Raw genomic sequence first — 19,433 nt, 5'->3', positions numbered from 1 at the left:
CCGGGGCGTCCTATCTGCGCAGCACCGACGCCGTCGCCAGGCGCAGTCCGAACGGCCGGGGCGGCGGGGCCCGCGGCCCCGCCGCGAGCCGGAGCGCCCCGCGGAGGGCCGGCCCGACCACGCGCGACCGGGCCCGCAGCAGCACGGCGACCAGCAGCGCCACCGCGAACGCGCCCAGCACGGCCAGGCAGACGGTCCAACCGGACGGGTCGTCGCCGAGGTCGCCCAGCGGCAGCACAGCGGCGTGCCGGCAGTCGTCGGCCGCACAGCCGTCGGTCATCCCGACCTCGTCCGGCGCGGCGGCCGGCCGGGCGCCGTGCTGCGCCTCCGCGTGGCCCGCCGAATGCCCGCCGGGCGCGTGCGCGCCGTGGCCGAGGGTGTGCATGGCGGCCAGCCCGACCAGGGTGCTGAGCAGCAGCAGGAGCCGGACCCACCGCCCGGTCGACACCGCCGCCTGCACACCCACGCCACCACGCTAGCCCGCCCGCCGTACGGGCCGGGCCCGGTCCCGACGTTAGGTGCGAATCGCCGCTGCCACGGCCCGCGTCGCCTGCGACCGCGAGCCGTGCTCGCTACCATTCCGGCGACGACCCTCCGGCCACCGCCTCACCGCGGCGCCTCCCGGCCCGGTGAACCGACCGGCCCGGTGACACGTACCCGCCTGAGAATCGTTGGGAGACTCACCTTGGGCGCCGACCATTCCCGTCCCGCTCCGTCCGCCCCACCCCGGGTACGACGGATCCTCCTCGCGACCGTGGTCCCGCTGTTCGTGATCACCGTGCTGGCCACGCTGGTGCTCTGGCCTCGGGACACCCCGGAGCCGGAGCAGGGCCCCGACGTGCCCCGCTACCACGGCACGGTCACCCGGGTGCTGACCGAGCCCTGCCCGCCCGCGGCGGAGGTGCCCGAGGGCACCCCGGGCGGGTCGCGGGGGCCCTGCGGGACGGTCACCGTCAAGGTCGAGCAGGGCCCGGACGCCGGCCGCCAGGTGGAGGCCCCCGTCCCCGCCGGCCCCGGCGCGCCCACCGTGCAGGTCGGCGACAAGATCATCCTGGTGGAGCTGGTCGACCCGGCCGACCCCGCGGCGAAGAGCTACAACATCGCCGAGCACCAGCGAGGCAAGCAGCTGTTCTGGCTGGCCGCGCTCTTCGCCGTCGCCATCGTCGCGTTCGGCCGCTGGCGCGGGCTGGCCGCGCTGGCCGGCCTGGCCGCGAGCTTCGCCATCCTGCTGGGCTTCGTGTTGCCGGGTATCGGCGCCGGGCAACCGCCGCTGCTGGTGGCGATCGTCGGCTCGGCGCTGATCATGTTCGTGGTGCTCTACCTGACCCACGGGATCACCGCGCAGACCTCGGTGGCGGTCCTCGGTACCCTGGGCAGCCTGGTGCTGACCGGGGTCCTCGGCACCCTGGCCACCGCCGCCACCCACCTGACCGGGTTCGGCAGCGAGGACGCCACCACGCTGTCGATGTTCCAGCGCGACGTCGACCTGCACGGGCTCCTGCTGGCCGGGATCATCATCGGTTCGCTCGGCGTGCTGGACGACGTGACGGTCACCCAGGCGGCCACCGTCACCGAGCTGGCGCACGCGAACCCGGGGCTGTCCCGGGTGCAGCTCTACCGGGCGGCCACCCGCGTCGGCCGGGCACACATCGCCTCCACGGTCAACACCATCGTGCTCGCGTACGCGGGCGCCTCGCTCCCCCTGCTGCTCCTGCTCGTCGCCGACTCGCGCGCGGTGAGCGAGATCCTCACCACCGAGTTCATGGCCCAGGAGATCGTCCGGAGCGCCGTGGCCACCCTCGGACTGATCGCCGCCGTACCGCTCACCACCGGTCTGGCCGCCCTGGTGACCACCGCCGGTCGGGGCGGGGTCGTGGCCGACCGGCCGACGGCGCCGACCTCCCGGCCCCCTGCGGACCGGGACGACGCGCTGGAAGCGCTCAGCGGCCGGGCAGGAAACCCGCCCCCGCCCGCCCCCGCCCGGTGGCCCGGACCGGAAACGAGCACGGACGTCGCATGGTGACACTCCGCAGCGTGACCGCTCAGGTCGAACGCGACGCCGGTCACGAAGCACCATGGCGAAATCACGCCTTTGGTCGGCTTCCCGACGTAGCTCGCGGGGAGGACTCTCGGGTAACCTCGCTGCCGGTCACCGCCGAAGGCGCGCAGCGGCGCCTGCGGTGCCGCCGCCCAATCGCCGCACGGCGAGCCGGGGAACCAGGTACCTGGGGTGAATCCGCGCCAGCGGTAGGGGCCACTTCCGTCCCGAACCCGGCAGCTAACCCGGTCGGCGGTCGACGGAAGGGAACACTGTGACGCCACCCCTGCGCCGCTGGTTGACACCCGTGGTGGCAGTGCTCACCGCGTTCGCCATCGTCACCGGCCCCACCCCGGCGACCGCGGCGCCCTCGACCCCCACCCCCTCCGGGCACGGGGAGGACAACGACCCTCCACTGATCACCGACGTCATCGAGGCCGCCAACCGCGGCTACGTCCAAGCCAAGGCGAAGCTGGCGAAGTCCAAGCAGCGCCAGCTCCAGCTGGCGCTCGAGGTGAACGCGGCGCAGAACCAGCTGGAGGCCCTCCGCCCGCAGGTCAACCAGATCGCGGCGCAGTCCTACCGGACCGGCCGGATCGGGCCGGTGACCATGCTGCTGGAGAGCAACACCCCGGACTCGTTCGTCCTGCGCGCGGCCGCGCTCGACGAGCTGAACATGGTCAACGCACAGAAGCTCGCCGAGGTGAACGCGGCCAAGCGGCGCGCCGAGCAGGCCAAGCTGGCGGTCGAGGCCGAGCTGCGCGAGCAGCAGAAGCTGACCAACGAGATGGCCCGCAAGAAGCGCGACGCGGAGAAGTCCCTCGCCCTGGTCGGCGGGCTGGGCTTCACCGGCGGCCTGGTCTCGGCCACTTCGCCGGTCGCCCGGATCGGCCCCGGCCGGACGGCCGACGGGGACTGGCGTCCCCAGTCGTGCAGCGAGAACGACCCCACCACCTCCGGCTGCGTCACCCCGCGCACGCTGCACATGTACAAGGAGGTCAGGCGGGTCGGCTTCAACCGCTTCGCCGGCTGTTACCGGCCCAGTGGCCCCTGGGAGCACCCGAAGGGTCGCGCCTGCGACTGGTCGTTGCAGAAGAGCGGGTTCGCCCCCTGGCACAACAACGACACGCGCATGTACGGCAACAACCTCGCCGCCTTCGTGATCCGCAACGCGGACCGGCTCGGCGTCTACTACGTGATCTGGAATCGGCAGATCTGGTTCCCGGCGACCGGCTGGAGGTCGTACAGCGGGCCGTCGAACCACACGGACCACGTGCACGTGTCGATGCTCTGACCGACGGCGTACCCGATCGAGGGGCCGTCCCGCCGACGCGCGGGACGGCCCCTCGTCCGTCCGGGGGTGTGGTGGCCGCGGTCAGCCGGCGACGGCGGCGGATCGGTCGGCCGGCGCGGCCGGGCCGGGCAGCGTCGCGGTCCGGCCGCCGGCCGGCACGGTGGCCACCGTCCGCACCTCGCCGGCGCTGAGCCGGTACGACATGCCGACCACCGCGCACCGCCCGGCGGCCACCTGCTCGGCGAGCACGGTGGAGTTGGCCAGCAACGCCTCGACGGTCTGGGCGATGTGGATGTCGACGATGCCGTCGATCTCCTCGACGCCCTCCTCGGCCGCCCGGCGCAGGCTGGGCACGACAGCGTCCACCACCGCCCCAAGGTGACCGGCGGGGGGCGTGCCGGTGGCCACCGCCTCCCGGGCGGCCTGCACCGCCCCGCACGAGTCGTGCCCGAGCACCACCACCAGCGGCGTGCCGAGCACCGTCACGGCGTACTCGACGCTGCCGAGCACCTCCGGGCCGACCGTGTGACCGGCGGTGCGGACCACGAAGAGGTCACCGAGGCCGCGGTCGAAGATGATCTCGGCGGCCAGGCGCGAGTCGGAGCAGCCGACCATCACCGCGAAGGGGTGCTGCCCGTCCGCGACCGCCGCCCGGTGTCCGGCGTCCTGGTTGGGGTGGCGCGGGACGCCGGTGACGAAGCGCCGGTTCCCGGCGTGCAGCTCGGCGAGCGCCTGCTCCGGAGTGGTCGGGGTCATCCCCTCACCTCGTCCCTCACGCGAAACGACCTGGTCAACCCGGCCGGCAGCGGAGGCGGCCGCGCCACTCACCGTCACACGAAGCCCAAGGCACGTCAAGATTTACGTGATATACATTTCATGCTTCGGATGCCCATGTGGTCGAGCCGAGCCGCGCCGGGCATCGCCGACACGGCCCGGAACCGTCGGCGCGAGGGGACGGCCGGAAACCCGACAGGTGGTCATACGATGACGGACATGGCGACGACAGCAGGCGAGAACGGGAGCAGCCGGAACTGGACGTTTCTCACCAACCACGGGCACGTGCTGCTCGCCATCGCCCGCAACCCCACCACCCGACTGCGTGACGTCGCCGACGAGGTGGGGGTGACCGAGCGGGCCGCCCAGGCGATCGTCGCCGACCTCGAGGCCGGCGGCTACCTGCGCCGGACCCGGGTGGGCCGGCGCAACGAGTACACGATCAACCCGAGCGGTCACTTCCGCCACCCCGCGGAAGCCGACCAGCAGGTGGGCGCCCTGCTCGCTCTCTTCACCGGCGAGCCGATCGGCAACTCCACGGTCAACTCCTGACGCTGGCCGGGCCGGACCGGTCCGCCGCCCGGCGCTGACCGCGCGCCTCCGGCCATCGGCCCGCGGAACCCCGGCATCGGCGACGGCCGATCTGACCCGGCGCTCCCGTCACCGCACGGCCGGCCAGGCGACGGTGAACGCCCCTACGCCACGCCGTCTGGTTCGGTGCAACGGAAGCGGCCGACGGTGAGCAAAGGGGTGCGGTCCCGAAAGCGTCTGTCCACACCGCTGCGTGGGCGGCGTCACGCCGACCAGTGTGGTCAAGAGCCTGCACGAGGCGGATCGGACCGATAGGTTGAAGTGGTGCAGTTCGAAGCGCTCGCCCCACATTTCTGGGCGGCGATGCTGCGCACCCTGCGGAAGCTGACCCGCCTGGCGGTCACCGCCCTGGTGCTCGCCGTCGGTCTCGGCGCCGTGGCAACCCCTCCGACCACCACCGCCCTCCGGCCGGCCGTCGTGACGAGTCGGGTGGCCGAGCTGCGCGTCGACCGGAGTCCGGTCAGCGAGCGCGCCGGCCACGCCCCGACCGAGCCGGTGTCCGGGGCCCCGATGGGGCGGACGGGCCGAGGTGAGCTCCGTCCCCGGCCGACGACCGCGGTCCCGGTGGCCCTCGCCGACCCGGGCCGGGACGCCGCCGGCCGACGCGGTCCCCCGCGGGTCTGATCCGGCCGGCCGCCAGCGCGCCGCCCGGATGATTCCCCGCCGGCCCGATGGGGTACGGCCTTGCGGACCGCTCCGCATCACCGTCGCGTCGCGCGAACCCCGCCCGTCGACCGGGCCACGACCGTCCGATCCGAACGCTCCATCACGAGGTGCTGGTGATACAGACCGTCTTCTCCACCGTCCTGCCCGACGTACCCCAGGCCGCCGGGATCTGGCTGGCCCTGCTCGCCGTTGCCGCGTTCGCCGTCGCCGGGCTGATCGTCTTCCCGGCCCGGTTCCGGTCGGTGTTCGGCGACCGGATCAGCGAGGCCGCCATGCCGAGCAGCCTGGAGCTGGCCGAGGAGGACCGGGAGCGGGCCCGCTACGCGCAGGAGGTGGCGGTGGCCGCGAAACGCGCGGCGAACACCGCGGAGCGGCGCCGGGCCGAGTGGCTGGCCGCCCAGGAGGAGGTCGAGGAGGCGTGGCGGGCGTACGAGGCGGCCGAGCAGGACGTTCGCCGGCTGACGGCCGCCGCCGCACTGCCCCTGCCGCGAACCGCCCGGACGCCGGCCGAGTACGCCGACCGGGAGCGCTGGCTGCACCGGGCGGCACGGGACGCGCAGCGGTGTGGGGAGATCACCGTGCGGCAGCTCAAGGACATCCTGAGCCACCGCGGCTGGGACCCGCGCCGGCACCCGGTGGAGCAGGAACTGCTGCTGCGGCGGCTCGTCCGGGACAACCTGCTCGCCCGGCAGCAGACCGCCCGGGAGCGGGAGCAGACCGCCTGGCGGGCCGCCGAGCTGGCCACCGCCGCCGCGCGCAGCCTGCGCGACGAGGCGTACGCGGCCACCGGCCGGGTGCCGGAGGCACGGTCGCTGCTCTCCACCGTGGACCTGCCCGGTGCGGCCATCGAGAACCGGGAGAGCACGGCGGCGGCCCGGGGAGCGACCGAGAACACCCGGGAGACCGCGACCGTGGCCCGCGGCCGGGCCGTTCCGGCGTACTGACACCGGCGGCGAACGGGCCGTCGCTCCGCCGGCGGAGGGTGGCCGGCGGGGGTGGCCGGGCTCGGCTAGCGTTGCGGTGTGTCCCGGGAGATGTGGATCCTGGTCGTGCTCGTCGGCATCGTCGCGCTGGCGACGCTGGTCGGTGCCGTGCTGCTCGCGGTCCGGGTGGTCCGCACCCGCCGGCTGCTTGGCGCGCTGGGCGTGGGCGGCAAGGTCGCCTTCTACGGGGCGCTGATCTACACGATTCTTCCGGTCGACATCCTCCCCGATCCGATCTATTTGGACGACATGGGTGTTCTGGCCGGTGCGCTGATCTACCTCACCCGACTCGCCCATGAGCACCGGGCGGCACAGCGACGACTGTCCGACCAGCTAGGTCGCGGTGACCAGGCTTTCGGGCGGTCTGGCACCGACCGAATCTTCTGACCGGACCGACTGACGCGAGTTCTGTCCGGTTCCGACCCGGCCGCCCGGATCGGCGGTGACCGACGGCATCCGACGGGCGGAATCGGGCCGCTCCCCCAGGTCGTTTAACCCTTCGTAGACGGAGGAGCTGGCCGGGCCGCGGGCCCGGCGCCGGAATGACGGTGAGCCCCCGGCCGTTGCACCACCCGATGCCGGGTCACCCGGCCCCGGCGAAATGCCGGGCGGGGCCGGGCCGTTGACACCCCGGTACGCCGCAGGGACCAGCCGCGGCGATCCCCGTGAACAAGCCGAGCGCCTTCCCGGTGCTTGCACGTCTCCGTACCCCGGAGACGTCAAACCCCCCGAATGGAGCTTCGACATGAACACGATCTTCCATAAGAGCATGCTGTCGGTCGCCGGTCTGGTCATGTCCGGCGGTGTCATCGCCGGTCCGGTCGTCGCCGCGCACGTCGCCCCGGCCGAGGCCAAGCCGGTCACCTCGGTGACCGTCGACAAGGGCAACGGCAAGGGTGCGGAGAAGAGCAACAACCGGGCCAACTTCGAGTACCAGGCCCAGCCGAACTACTTCTACTGCGGCCCGGCCTCGACCCGGATCGCCCTGTCCGCCGAGGGCAAGGCGGTCAGCCAGGACGAGCTGGCGCAGAAGCTCGGCACGACCGAGAACGGCACCGACTCGGCCATCGACATCACCCGGGTGCTCAACGAGTACACCGGCGGCAAGTACAAGACCACCGAGATCCGTGACGACGTGGCCACCAAGGAGCAGGTCGAGCGCCTGCGGGCCGACGCGAAGGCCGCGGTGGACCAGGGCCGTCCCGTCGTCGCCAACATCCTGGGCGGTGCGGTTGACGCCGACGGCGTCGAGCACAGCTACCCCGGTCACTACCTGACCGTGGTGGAGTACAAGGACAACGGCAACACCGTGAAGATCGCCGACCCGGCCGACCCGGCCGTCCAGGAGTACTGGATGGACGTCACCGAGCTGGCCAACTGGATCGCGGGCCGCGGTTACAGCTCCTGATCCAGCCGGCATGACCGACGAGGGCCGGTCTCCCCACAGGGGAGGCCGGCCCTTCGTCATGTCCGGCTCCCGGTTCCGGCCTGGGCCACGTCGTGGTCAGGCCGGGCGCCAACCGCTACCCACCGGTCCGGCGCGGTAACATCCGGCGATGCCGGTTCCGGTGATCTTCGATCTCTTCCACACCCTGATCCACGGCGCGGACGCCGAGCGCGACCGGGTCGTCGCGGAGATGGGCGCGATGGTGGGGGTCGACCCGCCCGCCCTGGTCGCGGCCTACCACGCAACCTGGCGGCAGCGACTCGTCCGGTGGAACGTGGAGGAGACCGTCCGCCTCCTCGCGGGGAGACTCGGCGGCTCACCCTCGAACGACCAGATCGCCCGCGCCGGGGCGCACCGCCACGCACTGGCCCGCCGGGTACTCGCGGCCGCCGCGCCGTCCACTCTGGACGTACTGGACGCACTGCGCGCCGACGGCCACCGGCTCGCGCTGGTCAGCAACGCCACCTCGGAGACGGCCGAGGCGTGGCCGCACAGTGCCCTGTCCCGGCGCTTCGACGTCGTGGTTTTCTCCTGCGAGCTCGGCGTGGCCAAGCCCGACCCGGCCATCTACCGCGCGGCGGCGGACCGGCTCGGCGTCGCACCGACCGGCTGCGTCTTCGTCGGCGACGGCGCGGACGGCGAACTCGCCGGCGCGGCGGCGGTCGGCATGACGGTGATCCGGACGACGGAGCACAACGACACGGACCCGACCTGGGACGGCCCGATGGTCGCCGCCCTCGGCGACCTGCCGGCGCTGCTCCGCGAGGCGGAATCGGCTGGCCGGCCCTGACGGCGACGGCTAGCGTCCGGGCATGATGCCGCACCATCGAGCCGAGATGGCGAGGGCGGATCGGCTGGGCGCGCAGGCTGTACCTGACCGGAGAGCTGCACGTCCGGATCGAGGGCGAGTACGGCCGGCGCAAGTACGCCGAGGTGCGGTGGGGTCGCTGAGCGGACCTTCTGCTCAGCGACCCCACCCGAAAGCGAGGCGACCTCAGCGCTTCTGGCCACCCTCGCCGGTGCGCTGCTTGGCCGTCTCGACGCCCTTCTTGATCTGCTCCTCGTACTTGCCGCCGGTGCGCCGGTTGGCCGTCTCCCCGGCCTTGTCCATCGCCTGGTCGACCTGCTTCTCGTACCGGTCGGCGAAACCCTTGGCCTTGTTCATGAAGTCACGCACGTCGTTCTCCCCTCACCTCGGATCCTGATACCTTCCCGAGGTCCGTAGGCACAAACGCCCAGCCGTCCGGCCCGCCTCCACGGGAACACGCCGACGCGGGTGTCGGATGGACCCGGGCCGGGTACGGTGCGCCGGGATCGAGGAGGGCCGACGTGGGCGAGGACGGTAGCGGGCGGACGCCCGAGCTGACGACAGAGCGCGCCCGTACGGCGGGGCCCCGTCAGGCCTGGGCCGGCCTGCCCTGGCCGGTCCAGACGGCGGTGACGTGGAGCGCCTGCCTGGTGGTCGTGGTCACCGGGCTCTGGCTGCTGGGCAAGATCGCGGTACTGCTGGCGCCGCTGGCCATCGCGCTGGCTGGCACCCTGTTCCTCACCGCGCTGCTCGACCCGGTGCTGCTCCTGCTGCGCCGGCTCCGGGTACCGGCCGCACCCGCGGCCCTGCTCACCATCCTGCTGCTGCTCGGCGTCCTGGTCGGGGTCGGCGCACTGGTGTGGAACCTGACCGCGAGCCAGTTCGGTGAGCTGAGCCAGCAGCTCGACCAGGGTGTGGAGCGCAGCCGGGACTTCGTCACCTCCACCCTGCCGGTCACCGAGGCCCAGTTGGACAGGTTGATTCAGCAGGCCCGGCAGGGGCTGAGCGGCGGTGCCCCCGACCCGATCCGCGGCGCCCGGACCGCCGCCGAGGTGGCCGGCTCGCTGCTGTTCGCGCTCGTGCTGCTCTTCTTCCTGCTCAAGGACGGCCGGTCGATGTGGCGCTGGGTGCTGCGCCGGATGACCGGCCCGAACCGGGCGGTCACCGCCGAGGCCGGCCGGGTGGGCTGGCGGACGCTCGGCTCCTACAGCCGGGGCACGATGATGATCGCGGCGATCGACGCGACCGGCATCGGTCTGGCGCTGGTGGTGCTCCGGGTACCGTTGGCCCTGCCGCTCGCACTGATCACCTTCCTCGGCGGGTTCGTGCCGATCATCGGGGCGACGGTGGCCGGTGCGGTGGCGGTGCTGGTCGCCCTCGCCGCGAACGGCCCCACCACCGCGCTGCTCACCCTGGCGGCGGTGATCGCGGTCCAGCAGATCGAGGGCAACCTGCTGGAGCCGCTGATCATGAAGCGCCAGGTGCAGCTGCATCCGGCGGTGATCCTGATCGTGGTCACGGCCGGCACGCTGATCGCCGGCATCGCCGGCGCCTTCGTCTCGGTGCCGATCGCCGCCGTCACCTGGCGGGTCATCGACACCGTCCAACGCCACCGCTCCCCCGCACCCGCCTGACGGTCACGCGGCGCGGTGCACGGGCACCAGATGGCGGGAGAACCAGGAGGCCGCCTGGTCGGCGACCTGTTCAAGGGTGCCGGGCTCCTCGAAGAGGTGGGTGGCGCCGGGGATGATCCGCAGCTCGGCCACGTCCCCCTGCTCGCCCCTGGCCTGCTCGTTGAGCGCGATCACCTGCTCGTCGAGACCACCGACCAGAAGCAGCGTCGGTGCCCGGACGGACGACAGGGCCGGACCGGCCAGGTCGGGCCGGCCGCCACGGGACACCACCGCGCGGACCCGTTCCGGACGGGCGGCCGCGGCGACCAGGGCGGCGGCGGCACCGGTGCTGGCCCCGAAGAGACCGACCGGCAGCGGGGCCAGCATCTGCTCGGTGCCCATCCAGTCGACGATGGCGGCCAACCGGTCGGCGAGCATTCCGATGTTGAAGCGCAGCTCGGCGGTCACCGCGTCGACCCGGTCCTCCTCAGGGGTGAGCAGGTCGACCAGCACGGTGGCGAGCGACCGGTCGTTGAGTTCGTGGGCGACGGCGACGTTGCGCGGACTGTGCCGGGAACTGCCGCTGCCGTGCGCGAAGAGCACCACCCCTTGCGGGTGGTCCGGAAAGTTCACGTCGGCCGGTAGCCCACCGTCGGCCACCGGGATCGTCACCTCGCGTATCTCCATCTCCGCCCTCCGCAACCGCCGGGTACGCGCCGGCTACGCCCGGCATACCCGGTTGGTGACCGCGCTCACCTGTTGCGTTGACGCCGGCGACAACGTTTAGCGTGGCGGCGAGGGCGGGCGAGGGAGGTCCGGATGCTGATCGGTGAGCTGGCGGAACGAGCCGGGACGAGTACCCGGACCCTGCGGTACTACGAGACCCACGGGCTGGTACGACCGCGCCGTTCCGCCAACGGCTACCGGATTTACGACGAGGCGGAGCTGCGGGTCGTGCACGAGATCCGGGCCCTGCTCGCGGTGGGCTTCGGGCTCGACGACATCCGGCCGTTCGTGGCCTGCCTTCGCGCCGGCAACAGCTCCGGCGACGTCTGCCCGGACTCGGTTGCCGTCCTGCGCCGCAAGCTCGCCGAGGTGGACGACTACCTCGACCGGCTCGGCACGGTACGGCGGCAGCTGCACGCCCAACTCGCCCGCGCGATCGCCCATCGGGAGGAAACATGCCTCAGGACACGGAACAGGCCCGGCTGACCACGGTCACCGACGGGACGTTCGCCGCGACCGTGCTGGCCAGCGCCCGGCCGGTGGTGGTGGACTTCTGGGCGGAGTGGTGCCCGCCCTGCCGGGCGGTCTCCAAGCACCTCGCTGAACTCGCCGAGGAGTTCGGCGACGCAATCCTCTTCGCCACGCTCAACTCCGACGAGAACCCGGTGACCACCCGGGCGTACGGGATCATGTCCATGCCCACCCTGCTGGTCTTCCGGGACGGCGAGGTGGTCGGCTCGATCGTGGGCGCCCGGCCGAAGAACCACCTCCGGCTGAGCTTCGGCCGGCACCTGGAGGCGTGACCCGCCGGGCCGTTTGCCGCGGGGCCGATCGGGAAGGCGCAGGGTGACCGTAGATCGGCGCAGCCGCGCCCCGACGGATCGCGAGGGTCGTCATGGCGAAGAAGGACAGATCCCGGCAGCAGGCCACCGAACAGGAGCAACGCCGCAAACAGGACATGAGCCGCTCGCCTGAGTGGGCGGACCGCGCGGCGTTGGCACGTACCGCCGACGACTCGCGGGCGACGGCCCCCCGGGACACCGGTGGCCGTCCATCCAACGGCCGCCAGTTCTGACCGTACGACGCGTCCCGGCCCGCCCGGGCCGGGACGCGTCGGCGTTCGGCGGCGTCCCAAGGCGTCAGCCGGACTCCTCCGGCAGGTGCAGCAGTGGGGACCGCCCGGGCGGCTGCTCCGGCTCCGGGGCGGACGGCTGGGCCGGCGGCACCGGCACGGTGACCGGCTGGTTCCGGGTGACCCGGACCGGCTCGCCGTGATGGCGCAGCTCCACCACCGCGTCCGGCCCGTCGTGGCGCACCGTGTACGTCGTCTGGTGCGGCCGGACGTCCACCCGCAGCCGGATCGACCGCCACTGCAGCGAGAACTCCAGGCGGCTGAGCCGGCTGGAGAGCCGGGGTGAGAAGGACAGCGTCCCGTCGTGATCGCGCAGGCCGCCGAAGCCGGCCACCAGGGCGATCCAGGCGCCGGCCAGCGAGGCCATGTGCACACCGTCGCGGGTGTTCTCGTTGAGGTCGTGCAGGTCCATCAGCGCGGCCTCGCGCAGGTAGCGGTGGGCCAGTTCCGGGTGGCCCACCTCGGCGGCCATGACGGCCTGGCTGCAGGCGGAGAGGGAGGAGTCCCGGACGGTCCGGCGCTCGTAGTAGTGGAAGTTGCGCACCTTCTGCTCCGGTGCGAAGGCGTCCCCCCGCCAGTGCATGGCCAGCACCAGGTCGGCCTGCTTGACCACCTGCTTGCGGTACAGGTCGAAGTACGGGTAGTGCAGCAGCAGCGGGTACTTGTCCGGCGGGGTGTGGTCGAAGTCCCACTCCTGCAGCCGGGTGAAGCCCTCCACCTGCTCGTGGACATCGATCTCCTCGTCGTACGGGATGTGCATGGCCCGGGCCGCGTCCCGCCAGGCCGCCGCCTCCTCCTCGGTCACGCCGAGGTCGAGCGCCTGGTCCCGGCGCCGCATCGCACACTCCGCGGCGGTCAGCAGGTTCCGCTGCGCCATCAGGTTCGTGTAGACGTTGTCGTCCTTCACCGCGGTGTACTCGTCCGGGCCGGTCACCCCGTCGATGTGGAACTGGCCGTGCCGGTCGTGGTGGCCCAGCGAGCGCCACAGCCGCGCCGTCTCCACCAGCAGTTCGAGGCCGATGTCCGTTTCGAGCTGGTTGTCCCCGGTGACCAGGAGGTAGCGCCGCAGCGCGTCCGCGACGTCGGCCGCGACGTGGAAGGCCGCCGTCCCGGCCGGCCAGTACGCCGACGACTCGGGGCCCTCGATCGTCCGCCAAGGGAAGGCGGCGCCCTCCAGGTTCAAGGTCCGGGCCCGCTCCTGGGCCAGGTGCAGCGTGCTGTGGCGCCAGTGCAGGGCGTCCCGGACCGCGGTCGGCTGGGTGTAGGTGAGCACCGGCAGCACGAACATCTCGGTGTCCCAGAAGGCGTGCCCGTCGTAGCCGGGTCCGGTCAGGCCCTTCGCCGAGATCGGCCGGCGCTCGGCCCGGGCGCCGGCCTGGAGCACGTGGAACAGGCCGAACCGCACCGCCTGCTGCACCTCCGGGTCGCCCTCCACCCGGACGTCGGCGGCGTCCCAGAATTCGTCGAGGTACTCCCGCTGGGCCCGGCGGAGCCCGTCCCAGCCGTCCAGCTGGGCGGCGGCCAGCGCCGCGCCGACCTGGTCGCGCAGCGCCGGCAGCGACCGCTTGCTGGACCAGCCGTACGTCAGGTACTTGACAACCCGCAGCGTCTCGCCCGGCTTGACCACGCACCCAACCGTGGTACGGACCCAGTCCTGGTACCCCTCGGACTCGATGGTGGTGCGCCCCGGGGCCTCCACGTCGTGCGCCATCGCGGCGGCGATCCGCAGCCCGCTGACCTTGGTTCGGTGGATCAGCAGGCCGCCGTCGTCGGTGGTCAACTCCTCCTCGGCCTGCAGCGGCGACTCCAGCACGGCGGCCACCCGCGGGTCGCGGCTCTGCGCCGGCAGGGTCTCGTTCGCCACCAGTTCCGACTGCAGGATCAGCCGGAGCGGCCCGTCGACCGCTTCCACCTCGTAGTTGATCGCGGCGGCCGCCCGCTGGGTGAAGGAGACCAGCCGGGTGCTGCGCACCTTGACCTCCCGGCCCGCCGGGGAGCGCCAGTGCAGCTCCCGGTGCAGGGTGCCGGCGCGGAGGTCGAGGACCCGCTCGTGGGCGAGGAGTTCGCCGTACCGGACGTCGAGCGGCTCGTCGTCGACCATCAGCCGGATCAGCTTGCCGTTGGTGACGTTGACGATGGTCTGGCCGGACTCGGGGAAGCCGTAGCCGGCCTCCGCGTACGGCAGCGGCCGCAGCTCGTAGAAGGAGTTGAGGTACGTGCCGGGCAGGCCGTGCGGCTCTCCTTCGTCGAGGTTGCCGCGCAACCCGACGTGCCCGTTGGAGAGGGCGAAGACCGACTCGGACTGGGCGAGCACGTCCATGTCGAGCCGGACCTCCCGGACGTGCCACGGTTCGACTGGATAGGCGCGTTCCCGAATCATGTCGTCCGCTCCTCGAGCAGCTCAGCCAAGTCGTTGACCACGATGTCGGCGCCGTGTGCGCGCAGTTCCTCGGCCTGGCCCACCCGGTCGACGCCGACCACGTACCCGAATCCGCCCGCCCGGCCGGCGGCCACCCCGGCCTGCGCGTCCTCGAAGACGGCGGCGTTCGCCGGCGGGACGCCGAGCAGCTCCGCGCCGGCGAGGAAGGTGTCCGGGTGCGGCTTGCCGCGCAGCCCCTGCGCCCGGGCGACCAGGCCGTCGACCCGCACCTCCAGCAACCGGTCCAGCCCGGCCGCGGCGACCACCTCCCGGCAGTTGGCGCTCGCCGAGACCACCGCCCGGCGCAGCCCGGCCGCGGCCGCCGCCTCCAGGTAGGCCACCGAGCCCGGGTAGACGTCCACCCCGTCGGTGTGGATCCGCTTCAGCAGGATGGTGTTCTTCCGGTTGCCCACCCCGTGGACCGTGTCCACGTCCGGCGGGTCGTCGGGCGCGCCCTCGGGCAGGGTGATGCCGCGCGAGGCCAGGAAGGAGCGCACCCCGTCGGCCCGCGGCTTCCCGTCCACGTACCGGTTGTAGTCCGGCCCCGGGTCGAACGGCCGGTACGGCTCGCCGGTGGCGTTCGCGTGTGCCCGCAGGAACGCGTTGAACGTCTCGGTCCAGGCGGCGTTGTGCACCTTGGCGGTCTGCGTGAGCACACCGTCCAGATCGAAGAGACACGCGGTCACGGGAGCGGGTAGGCCCAGCACAGTTCGAATCTATCCGTCGGGCCGACCGGGCAAACCCGATTCGCTCCGGGCGTCAGCGGTTCGGGCGCAGCGTCCAGATCACGGTCATCGCCGAGGTGGGCGTGCCGTCGGAGGTGGTGATCTCCACCTCGACCGGGAACTCCGGCCGATCACCGGCCTCCAGTTCGGCGATCACCTCGGCGGGCGGCCGGCCCAGCCGCGCGGTCGCCAGGACCGGGCCCAGGGCCAGCTTCCGGTACGCGATCTGCGCGGAGACGGCCAGCGGCACCGCCCGGTCGAGCAGCTGCCCGAACGCGGCCAGCACCACCGCGCCGGAGGCGGTCTCGCCGAGGGTGAACATCGCCCCGGCGTGCGGGCCGCCGAGGTGGTTGTGGGTGGCCGGCGAGTCGGGCAGCCGGACGACCGCCCGGACCCCGCCCTGCGCCTCGGGAGCGACCTCGACGAATTCGATATCGAGAGTGCGGGCGAACGGCACGGCCTCGAGGATCCCGGCCGCCACCTGGCGTGAGTCGATGGACATGCCCAGACGCTACTTGCCGGTAACTTCCCCGGCAAGACCCATCCGCCCCGGGCCTCACCGCCAGCCGATGTCGATCCGGTCACCGCGCTCGTTGAAGAAGTGCAGCGCGTCCATGCGTACCCCGACCGCCAGCGGGTGACCCGCGGAGACCGCCGGGTACGGGGCGAGCCGGACGGCCAGTTCCGCCGGGCGGCGGTGGTGCCGGCCCGGGTCGTTGAGGACGCTGGTCCGGCTGCCGTCGGCGCTCGACACGGCGGCCGGCGCCTCGCCGGCCCGACCGGCCAGCCGCTGCATGACCTGGCCGAACCGGCGCAGACCCCGCTGGCCGCTGACGCCGGTCTCCACCGGGCCGCTCATCTCGTCCACCACGATCGAGGTGGCACCGATGTCGAGGAAGGCGAGCGACTCGTGCCCATGGTGCTCCAGGTAGCGGATCCGCCCCTGCAGGACGTCGCCAGGGGTGTCCGGGGCGACCGGGGTGAGCGCCTCGGCCCGCATCCCGACCACGATCCGCTCGCCGTGGTAGTGCGCCACTGCCCGGCTGCGGAGGTCGTCCCAGGGCAGGTAGAGCGACTGCTCGCCGAGGTTGAGCGTGACGTACCGGTCGAGGTGGACGTAGACCGAGGCCTCCAGCAGGTTCATCCGGGGGCTGCCGAGGAAGGCGGCGACGTAGAGGGTGGCCGGGCGTCCGTACACCTGGGTCGGGGTGCCCACGTCCTGGAGCACGCCCCTGCGCATGATTGCGACCCGGTCGGCCATGGTGAGCGCCTCGGCCTGGTCGTGGGTGACGTAGATGGTGGTGACGCCCAGCTCGCGGGTCAGGCCGGAGATCTCGGCCCGCAGCTCGGCCCGGAGCCCGCTGTCCAGATTGGACAGCGGCTCGTCCATCAGGAACAGCCCGGGTCGGCGCACTATCGCCCGCCCCATCGCCACCCGCTGCCGCTGGCCGCCGGAGAGCTGGTTCGGCTTCCGGTCGAGCAGTTCGCCGATGCCCAGCGCGCTGGCCACGTCGGTGACGCGCTCGCCGCAGGGCGTCGGCTCCACCCCGGCCAGCCGGAGCGGGAAGGCGATGTTGTCGCCTGCGGTCATGTGCGGATAGAGCGCGAAGTCCTGGAAGACCATGGCGACCTTCCGCTCCCGGGGCTGCAGGCCGTTGGCCAGCTCACCGTCGAGCATGATCGCGCCGGAGGTGGGATACTCCAGGCCGGCTACCATCCGCAGCACAGTGGACTTGCCGCAGCCCGACGGGCCGAGCAGCACCATGAACTCGCCGTCGTTGACGTCCAGATTGAGGGTGTCGACCGCGACTGTCCCGTCCTGGAACATCTTGGTGACATCCTTGAGCGCGACGGTGGTCACCGTCTCCTCCCCAGCTGGTCGACCGAACCCGGGAATGACTGTGACGAGGATCACGCCGTGAGCACATCGGGTAAACGTGCCATGTTCAACTCGTGACAGCCCTGTTACGTGTCATCGGCCGGTCACGGCGGTGCTCCGAGCCGGCGGGGGCGGGCCAGGCCGGCTCGTCGAGAAAGACCCGGCGGACCACCCGCTCGGCGGCGTGCCCGTCGTCCAGCGCACAGAACCGGGCCCGGAACCGTTTCCGGGCCTGCTCCGCGCGCTCCGACCGGACCGCGCCGGAGCGGAACAGGTCGAGCAGCGCGGGGAAGTCGAGGGCCACCTCGCCCGGGGGCTCCGCCGTCAGGTCGAAGTAGACACCCCGGGCCAGCCGGTACGCCTCCCAGTCCGGCGCGTAGACGACGATCGGCCGATCCAGGACGGCGTAGTCGAACATCGCCGACGAGTAGTCGGTGACCAGCACGTCGGCCGCGAGGTAGAGATCCTCGACGCGGTCGTGCGCGCTGACGTCCAGCAGCCGTCCCGCCGCCGTCCCTCGGGGGCGTCGGTCCCGGTCCTCGAAGTAGTGGCTGCGCATCAGCAACCGCCCGGACGGACCCAGCACGTCGAGCAGCCGGTCCGGGTCGAACGGCGGCCGGTAGCCGGGCAGGTGCTCGCGGTGGGTCGGGGCGTAGAGCACCACCCGCTCGTCCGGGCCGATGCCCAGCTCCGCCCGGACCTTTTGGACCTCGCCCGCGGTGGCCAGCACCAACCGGTCGTTGCGCGGGTAGCCGACCTCCAGCGTGGTGTACGCGGCCGGGTAGGCCCGCTCCCACATCTGGGTGGAGAAGCTGTTCGAGCTGACGCTGTAGTCCCACCGGTCCACCCGGCGCAGCAGCTTGGCGAAGTCCATCCCGACCGCGCCGACCGGGTAGCGCTGCTGGTCCAGCCCCATCACCTTCACCGGCGTGCCGTGGTGGGTCTGCAGGTGCACCGAGCCGGGCCGCTTGCGGACGAAGTCGGGGAAGTTGACGTTGTTGACCAGCCAGCGGGCCCGGGCCAGGGCCCGGTAGTAGGCCCGGCTGCCGGCGACGACGTACTCCACCCCGGGCGGGAGCGTGTCGACCCCGTCCCGCCGGACGATCCACACCCCGCGTACCTGCGGCGCCAGGCGACGGGCGGCGGCGTAGATGGCGGCCGGGTTGCAGGCGTACCCCCGGTACCAGTAGGCGGCGTAGACGGCGAGCGTCGGGTCGAGCGGCCGGCGCAGTTCGGCCCGGTAGTACTCGCGCAGCACCGCCTCCCGGGTCACCCCGGCGGTGACCCGGGCCACCGGCAGCACCCGCCGGCCGGCCCGCCGCACCGAGCGCCGGGCCGCGTCGCGGGCGTGGCTGGCGCTGCGCAGGACGCTGAAGGTACGCCACCGCCCGGCCGCCACCAGCCGGTGCTTCACCCCCTCGACCCCGGCCGGGACGGGGTAGCCGACCGGCGGCCGAAACTGGACGTAGTCGGCGTGGATCTGGGCGAAGAAGGCGGGCCGCAGCTCAGGGGCGATCCGCCTGCCGTTGCCCAGCACCGTCAGGTAGTGCCAGATCATCCGCTCGAAGACGGCGGGGCGTAGCTCCTCGACCGCCGGTCCCCACTGATCCATCAGCCGGAACACCCGGTGCCACTGGGCGAACACCTCGAAGTGCCGGTCGCCCCGGGTGCGGGTGATCGCCCCCGACCGCCGCTGGCGGTAGTTGAGGCAGACCCAGTCCAGCACGCCGATCCGCTCGGCGGCCATCAGGACGGGGTAGCTGAACGAGACGTCCTCGTACCAGCCGGGTTCGAACCGCACCCCCAGGCCGGCCAGGAACTGCCGGCGGACCAGCCGGTTCCACGCGGTGTGCAGCAGCCGCATGGTCTCCGGCCGGTCCCGCAGCCGGAACGTCGCCTCCCCCGGCGGCTCCGGGAACATGTCGGCCATCACGCTCGGGGTGCCGAGGTTGTTCCAGTGCGCCCGGATGTGGTCGACCATCAGCACGTCGGGCCGGGTGGTGAGCAGGCGCTCGGCCACGTGCGGCAGGCAGCCGGGGACCAGCCAGTCGTCGCCGTCGACGAACCAGACGTACTCGCCGACGGCCCGGTCCAGCCCGATGTTGCGGGCCGGACCGAGGCCGACGTTCTCCGCCAGGCGTACCGGGCGGACCCGGGCGTCCCGGCCCGCGTACTCGGTGAGGATCTCGCCGCTGCCGTCCGGCGAGGCGTCGTCGACTCCGATCACCTCCAGGTCGCCGAACGGCTGGCCGAGGATCGAGTCGAGACATTCCCGCAGGTAGCCCTGCACCCGGAAGGCCGGTACGACGAAGCTGATCAGAGTCATCCGGCTGGCCCT

At 72.7% G+C, this 19,433-nt stretch carries 20 protein-coding genes and 1 riboswitch; of the genes, 11 read left to right on the top strand and 9 right to left on the bottom strand.

Annotation, left to right across the window (positions count from 1 at the left end; translation table 11 throughout):
• Positions 1 to 10: 10 nt before the first annotated feature.
• A complete protein-coding gene (locus GA0070624_RS07105) occupies positions 11 to 466 on the bottom strand; it encodes a DUF6153 family protein (RefSeq protein ID WP_091337777.1) in 456 nt (151 codons plus the stop codon).
• Positions 467 to 685: 219 nt separating this feature from the next.
• Here GA0070624_RS07105 and GA0070624_RS07100 point away from each other — a divergent pair, with 219 nt between their 5' ends.
• Together GA0070624_RS07100 and GA0070624_RS07095 are read left to right on the top strand one after the other, a co-directional pair.
• A complete protein-coding gene (locus tag GA0070624_RS07100; protein ID WP_091337773.1) occupies positions 686 to 2,023 on the top strand; it encodes a YibE/F family protein in 1,338 nt (445 codons plus the stop codon).
• A gap of 154 nt (positions 2,024 to 2,177) precedes the next feature.
• A riboswitch (cyclic di-AMP (ydaO/yuaA leader) is annotated at positions 2,178 to 2,308 on the top strand.
• Between the two features lie 4 nt (positions 2,309 to 2,312).
• A complete protein-coding gene (locus tag GA0070624_RS07095) occupies positions 2,313 to 3,332 on the top strand; it encodes a coiled-coil domain-containing protein (protein ID WP_091337770.1) in 1,020 nt (339 codons plus the stop codon).
• An 81-nt stretch (positions 3,333 to 3,413) separates the two neighbouring features.
• Here GA0070624_RS07095 and GA0070624_RS07090 read toward each other — a convergent pair whose 3' ends face one another.
• Entirely contained in the window at positions 3,414 to 4,088 is a 675-nt protein-coding gene (locus GA0070624_RS07090; protein ID WP_091337766.1) for a carbonic anhydrase, read from the bottom strand.
• Between the two features lie 228 nt (positions 4,089 to 4,316).
• On the opposite strand from GA0070624_RS07090, the gene GA0070624_RS07085 reads away from it, so the two are divergent.
• The 6 genes from GA0070624_RS07085 (at position 4,317) to GA0070624_RS07060 (ending at position 8,583) form a co-directional block, all read left to right on the top strand.
• On the top strand, positions 4,317 to 4,658 hold the full coding sequence (locus GA0070624_RS07085; RefSeq protein WP_091337763.1) for a helix-turn-helix transcriptional regulator: 342 nt from the start codon (positions 4,317 to 4,319) through the stop codon (positions 4,656 to 4,658).
• Positions 4,659 to 4,961: 303 nt separating this feature from the next.
• The gene (locus GA0070624_RS07080) at positions 4,962 to 5,321 is read left to right on the top strand and encodes a hypothetical protein (RefSeq protein WP_141714951.1); all 360 of its coding nucleotides are present in this window, start codon (positions 4,962 to 4,964) and stop codon (positions 5,319 to 5,321) included.
• 158 nt (positions 5,322 to 5,479) lie between these two features.
• The gene (locus GA0070624_RS07075; RefSeq protein ID WP_091348320.1) at positions 5,480 to 6,307 is read left to right on the top strand and encodes a hypothetical protein; all 828 of its coding nucleotides are present in this window, start codon (positions 5,480 to 5,482) and stop codon (positions 6,305 to 6,307) included.
• A 78-nt stretch (positions 6,308 to 6,385) separates the two neighbouring features.
• Positions 6,386 to 6,733 carry a YkvA family protein gene (locus GA0070624_RS07070; RefSeq protein ID WP_141714950.1) on the top strand — a complete coding sequence of 116 codons (348 nt, stop codon included), beginning with the start codon at positions 6,386 to 6,388 and terminating at the stop codon, positions 6,731 to 6,733.
• Between the two features lie 358 nt (positions 6,734 to 7,091).
• Positions 7,092 to 7,754, top strand: coding sequence for a C39 family peptidase (locus GA0070624_RS07065; protein ID WP_091337752.1), 663 nt, complete (start codon positions 7,092 to 7,094; stop codon positions 7,752 to 7,754).
• A gap of 148 nt (positions 7,755 to 7,902) precedes the next feature.
• Positions 7,903 to 8,583 (top strand): HAD family hydrolase, encoded by a 681-nt coding sequence (locus GA0070624_RS07060; protein WP_091337749.1) that lies wholly within the window; start codon positions 7,903 to 7,905, stop codon positions 8,581 to 8,583.
• A 204-nt stretch (positions 8,584 to 8,787) separates the two neighbouring features.
• Here the strand turns inward: GA0070624_RS07060 and GA0070624_RS07055 are convergent, their stop codons facing one another.
• Positions 8,788 to 8,970 (bottom strand): antitoxin, encoded by a 183-nt coding sequence (locus tag GA0070624_RS07055; protein WP_091337745.1) that lies wholly within the window; start codon positions 8,968 to 8,970, stop codon positions 8,788 to 8,790.
• Between the two features lie 152 nt (positions 8,971 to 9,122).
• Here GA0070624_RS07055 and GA0070624_RS07050 point away from each other — a divergent pair, with 152 nt between their 5' ends.
• A complete protein-coding gene (locus GA0070624_RS07050) occupies positions 9,123 to 10,235 on the top strand; it encodes an AI-2E family transporter (protein ID WP_245718690.1) in 1,113 nt (370 codons plus the stop codon).
• 3 nt (positions 10,236 to 10,238) lie between these two features.
• On the opposite strand, the gene GA0070624_RS07045 is transcribed toward GA0070624_RS07050, so the two are convergent.
• The gene (locus tag GA0070624_RS07045) at positions 10,239 to 10,901 is read right to left on the bottom strand and encodes a dienelactone hydrolase family protein (protein ID WP_091337742.1); all 663 of its coding nucleotides are present in this window, start codon (positions 10,899 to 10,901) and stop codon (positions 10,239 to 10,241) included.
• A gap of 132 nt (positions 10,902 to 11,033) precedes the next feature.
• Here GA0070624_RS07045 and GA0070624_RS07040 point away from each other — a divergent pair, with 132 nt between their 5' ends.
• Positions 11,034 to 11,426, top strand: a complete 393-nt coding sequence (locus GA0070624_RS07040) for a MerR family transcriptional regulator (protein ID WP_091337739.1) — start codon at positions 11,034 to 11,036, stop codon at positions 11,424 to 11,426.
• Positions 11,396 to 11,743: a thioredoxin family protein gene (locus tag GA0070624_RS07035; protein ID WP_091337736.1), complete on the top strand. Its 348-nt coding sequence runs from the start codon at positions 11,396 to 11,398 to the stop codon at positions 11,741 to 11,743. Before GA0070624_RS07040 ends, GA0070624_RS07035 begins: the two co-directional genes overlap by 31 nt.
• Before the next feature lie 336 nt (positions 11,744 to 12,079).
• Here GA0070624_RS07035 and GA0070624_RS07025 read toward each other — a convergent pair whose 3' ends face one another.
• From GA0070624_RS07025 to GA0070624_RS07005, 5 genes are all read right to left on the bottom strand, one after another.
• Positions 12,080 to 14,452 carry a glycoside hydrolase family 65 protein gene (locus tag GA0070624_RS07025; protein WP_091337727.1) on the bottom strand — a complete coding sequence of 791 codons (2,373 nt, stop codon included), beginning with the start codon at positions 14,450 to 14,452 and terminating at the stop codon, positions 12,080 to 12,082.
• The gene (locus GA0070624_RS07020; RefSeq protein ID WP_091337723.1) at positions 14,449 to 15,198 is read right to left on the bottom strand and encodes a beta-phosphoglucomutase family hydrolase; all 750 of its coding nucleotides are present in this window, start codon (positions 15,196 to 15,198) and stop codon (positions 14,449 to 14,451) included. Before GA0070624_RS07020 ends, GA0070624_RS07025 begins: the two co-directional genes overlap by 4 nt.
• A 52-nt stretch (positions 15,199 to 15,250) precedes the next feature.
• Positions 15,251 to 15,718 (bottom strand): DUF4442 domain-containing protein, encoded by a 468-nt coding sequence (locus GA0070624_RS07015; protein WP_091337720.1) that lies wholly within the window; start codon positions 15,716 to 15,718, stop codon positions 15,251 to 15,253.
• Positions 15,719 to 15,772: 54 nt separating this feature from the next.
• On the bottom strand, positions 15,773 to 17,077 hold the full coding sequence (locus GA0070624_RS07010) for an ABC transporter ATP-binding protein (RefSeq protein WP_091337717.1): 1,305 nt from the start codon (positions 17,075 to 17,077) through the stop codon (positions 15,773 to 15,775).
• A gap of 85 nt (positions 17,078 to 17,162) precedes the next feature.
• Complete coding sequence (locus GA0070624_RS07005) at positions 17,163 to 19,421, bottom strand: bifunctional glycosyltransferase/CDP-glycerol:glycerophosphate glycerophosphotransferase (RefSeq protein ID WP_091337713.1); 2,259 nt, start codon at positions 19,419 to 19,421, stop codon at positions 17,163 to 17,165.
• Positions 19,422 to 19,433: the final 12 nt, after the last annotated feature.

Source organism: Micromonospora rhizosphaerae, assembly GCF_900091465.1.
Taxonomy (GTDB): domain Bacteria; phylum Actinomycetota; class Actinomycetes; order Mycobacteriales; family Micromonosporaceae; genus Micromonospora; species Micromonospora rhizosphaerae.
This window is presented reverse-complemented; position numbering and strand designations above follow the sequence as displayed.

What these genes read in the sequence shown, in the direction of transcription:
- GA0070624_RS07005 (WP_091337713.1), bottom strand. Translation starts at nt 19,421, where the DNA reads ATGACTCTGATCAGCTTCGTCGTACCGGCCTTCCGGGTGCAGGGCTAC.
- GA0070624_RS07025 (WP_091337727.1), bottom strand. Translation starts at nt 14,452, where the DNA reads ATGATTCGGGAACGCGCCTATCCAGTCGAACCGTGGCACGTCCGGGAG.
- GA0070624_RS07035 (WP_091337736.1), top strand. Translation starts at nt 11,396, where the DNA reads ATGCCTCAGGACACGGAACAGGCCCGGCTGACCACGGTCACCGACGGG.
- GA0070624_RS07065 (WP_091337752.1), top strand. Translation starts at nt 7,092, where the DNA reads ATGAACACGATCTTCCATAAGAGCATGCTGTCGGTCGCCGGTCTGGTC.
- GA0070624_RS07045 (WP_091337742.1), bottom strand. Translation starts at nt 10,901, where the DNA reads ATGGAGATACGCGAGGTGACGATCCCGGTGGCCGACGGTGGGCTACCG.
- GA0070624_RS07060 (WP_091337749.1), top strand. Translation starts at nt 7,903, where the DNA reads ATGCCGGTTCCGGTGATCTTCGATCTCTTCCACACCCTGATCCACGGC.
- GA0070624_RS07040 (WP_091337739.1), top strand. Translation starts at nt 11,034, where the DNA reads ATGCTGATCGGTGAGCTGGCGGAACGAGCCGGGACGAGTACCCGGACC.
- GA0070624_RS07085 (WP_091337763.1), top strand. Translation starts at nt 4,317, where the DNA reads ATGACGGACATGGCGACGACAGCAGGCGAGAACGGGAGCAGCCGGAAC.
- GA0070624_RS07015 (WP_091337720.1), bottom strand. Translation starts at nt 15,718, where the DNA reads ATGTCCATCGACTCACGCCAGGTGGCGGCCGGGATCCTCGAGGCCGTG.
- GA0070624_RS07090 (WP_091337766.1), bottom strand. Translation starts at nt 4,088, where the DNA reads ATGACCCCGACCACTCCGGAGCAGGCGCTCGCCGAGCTGCACGCCGGG.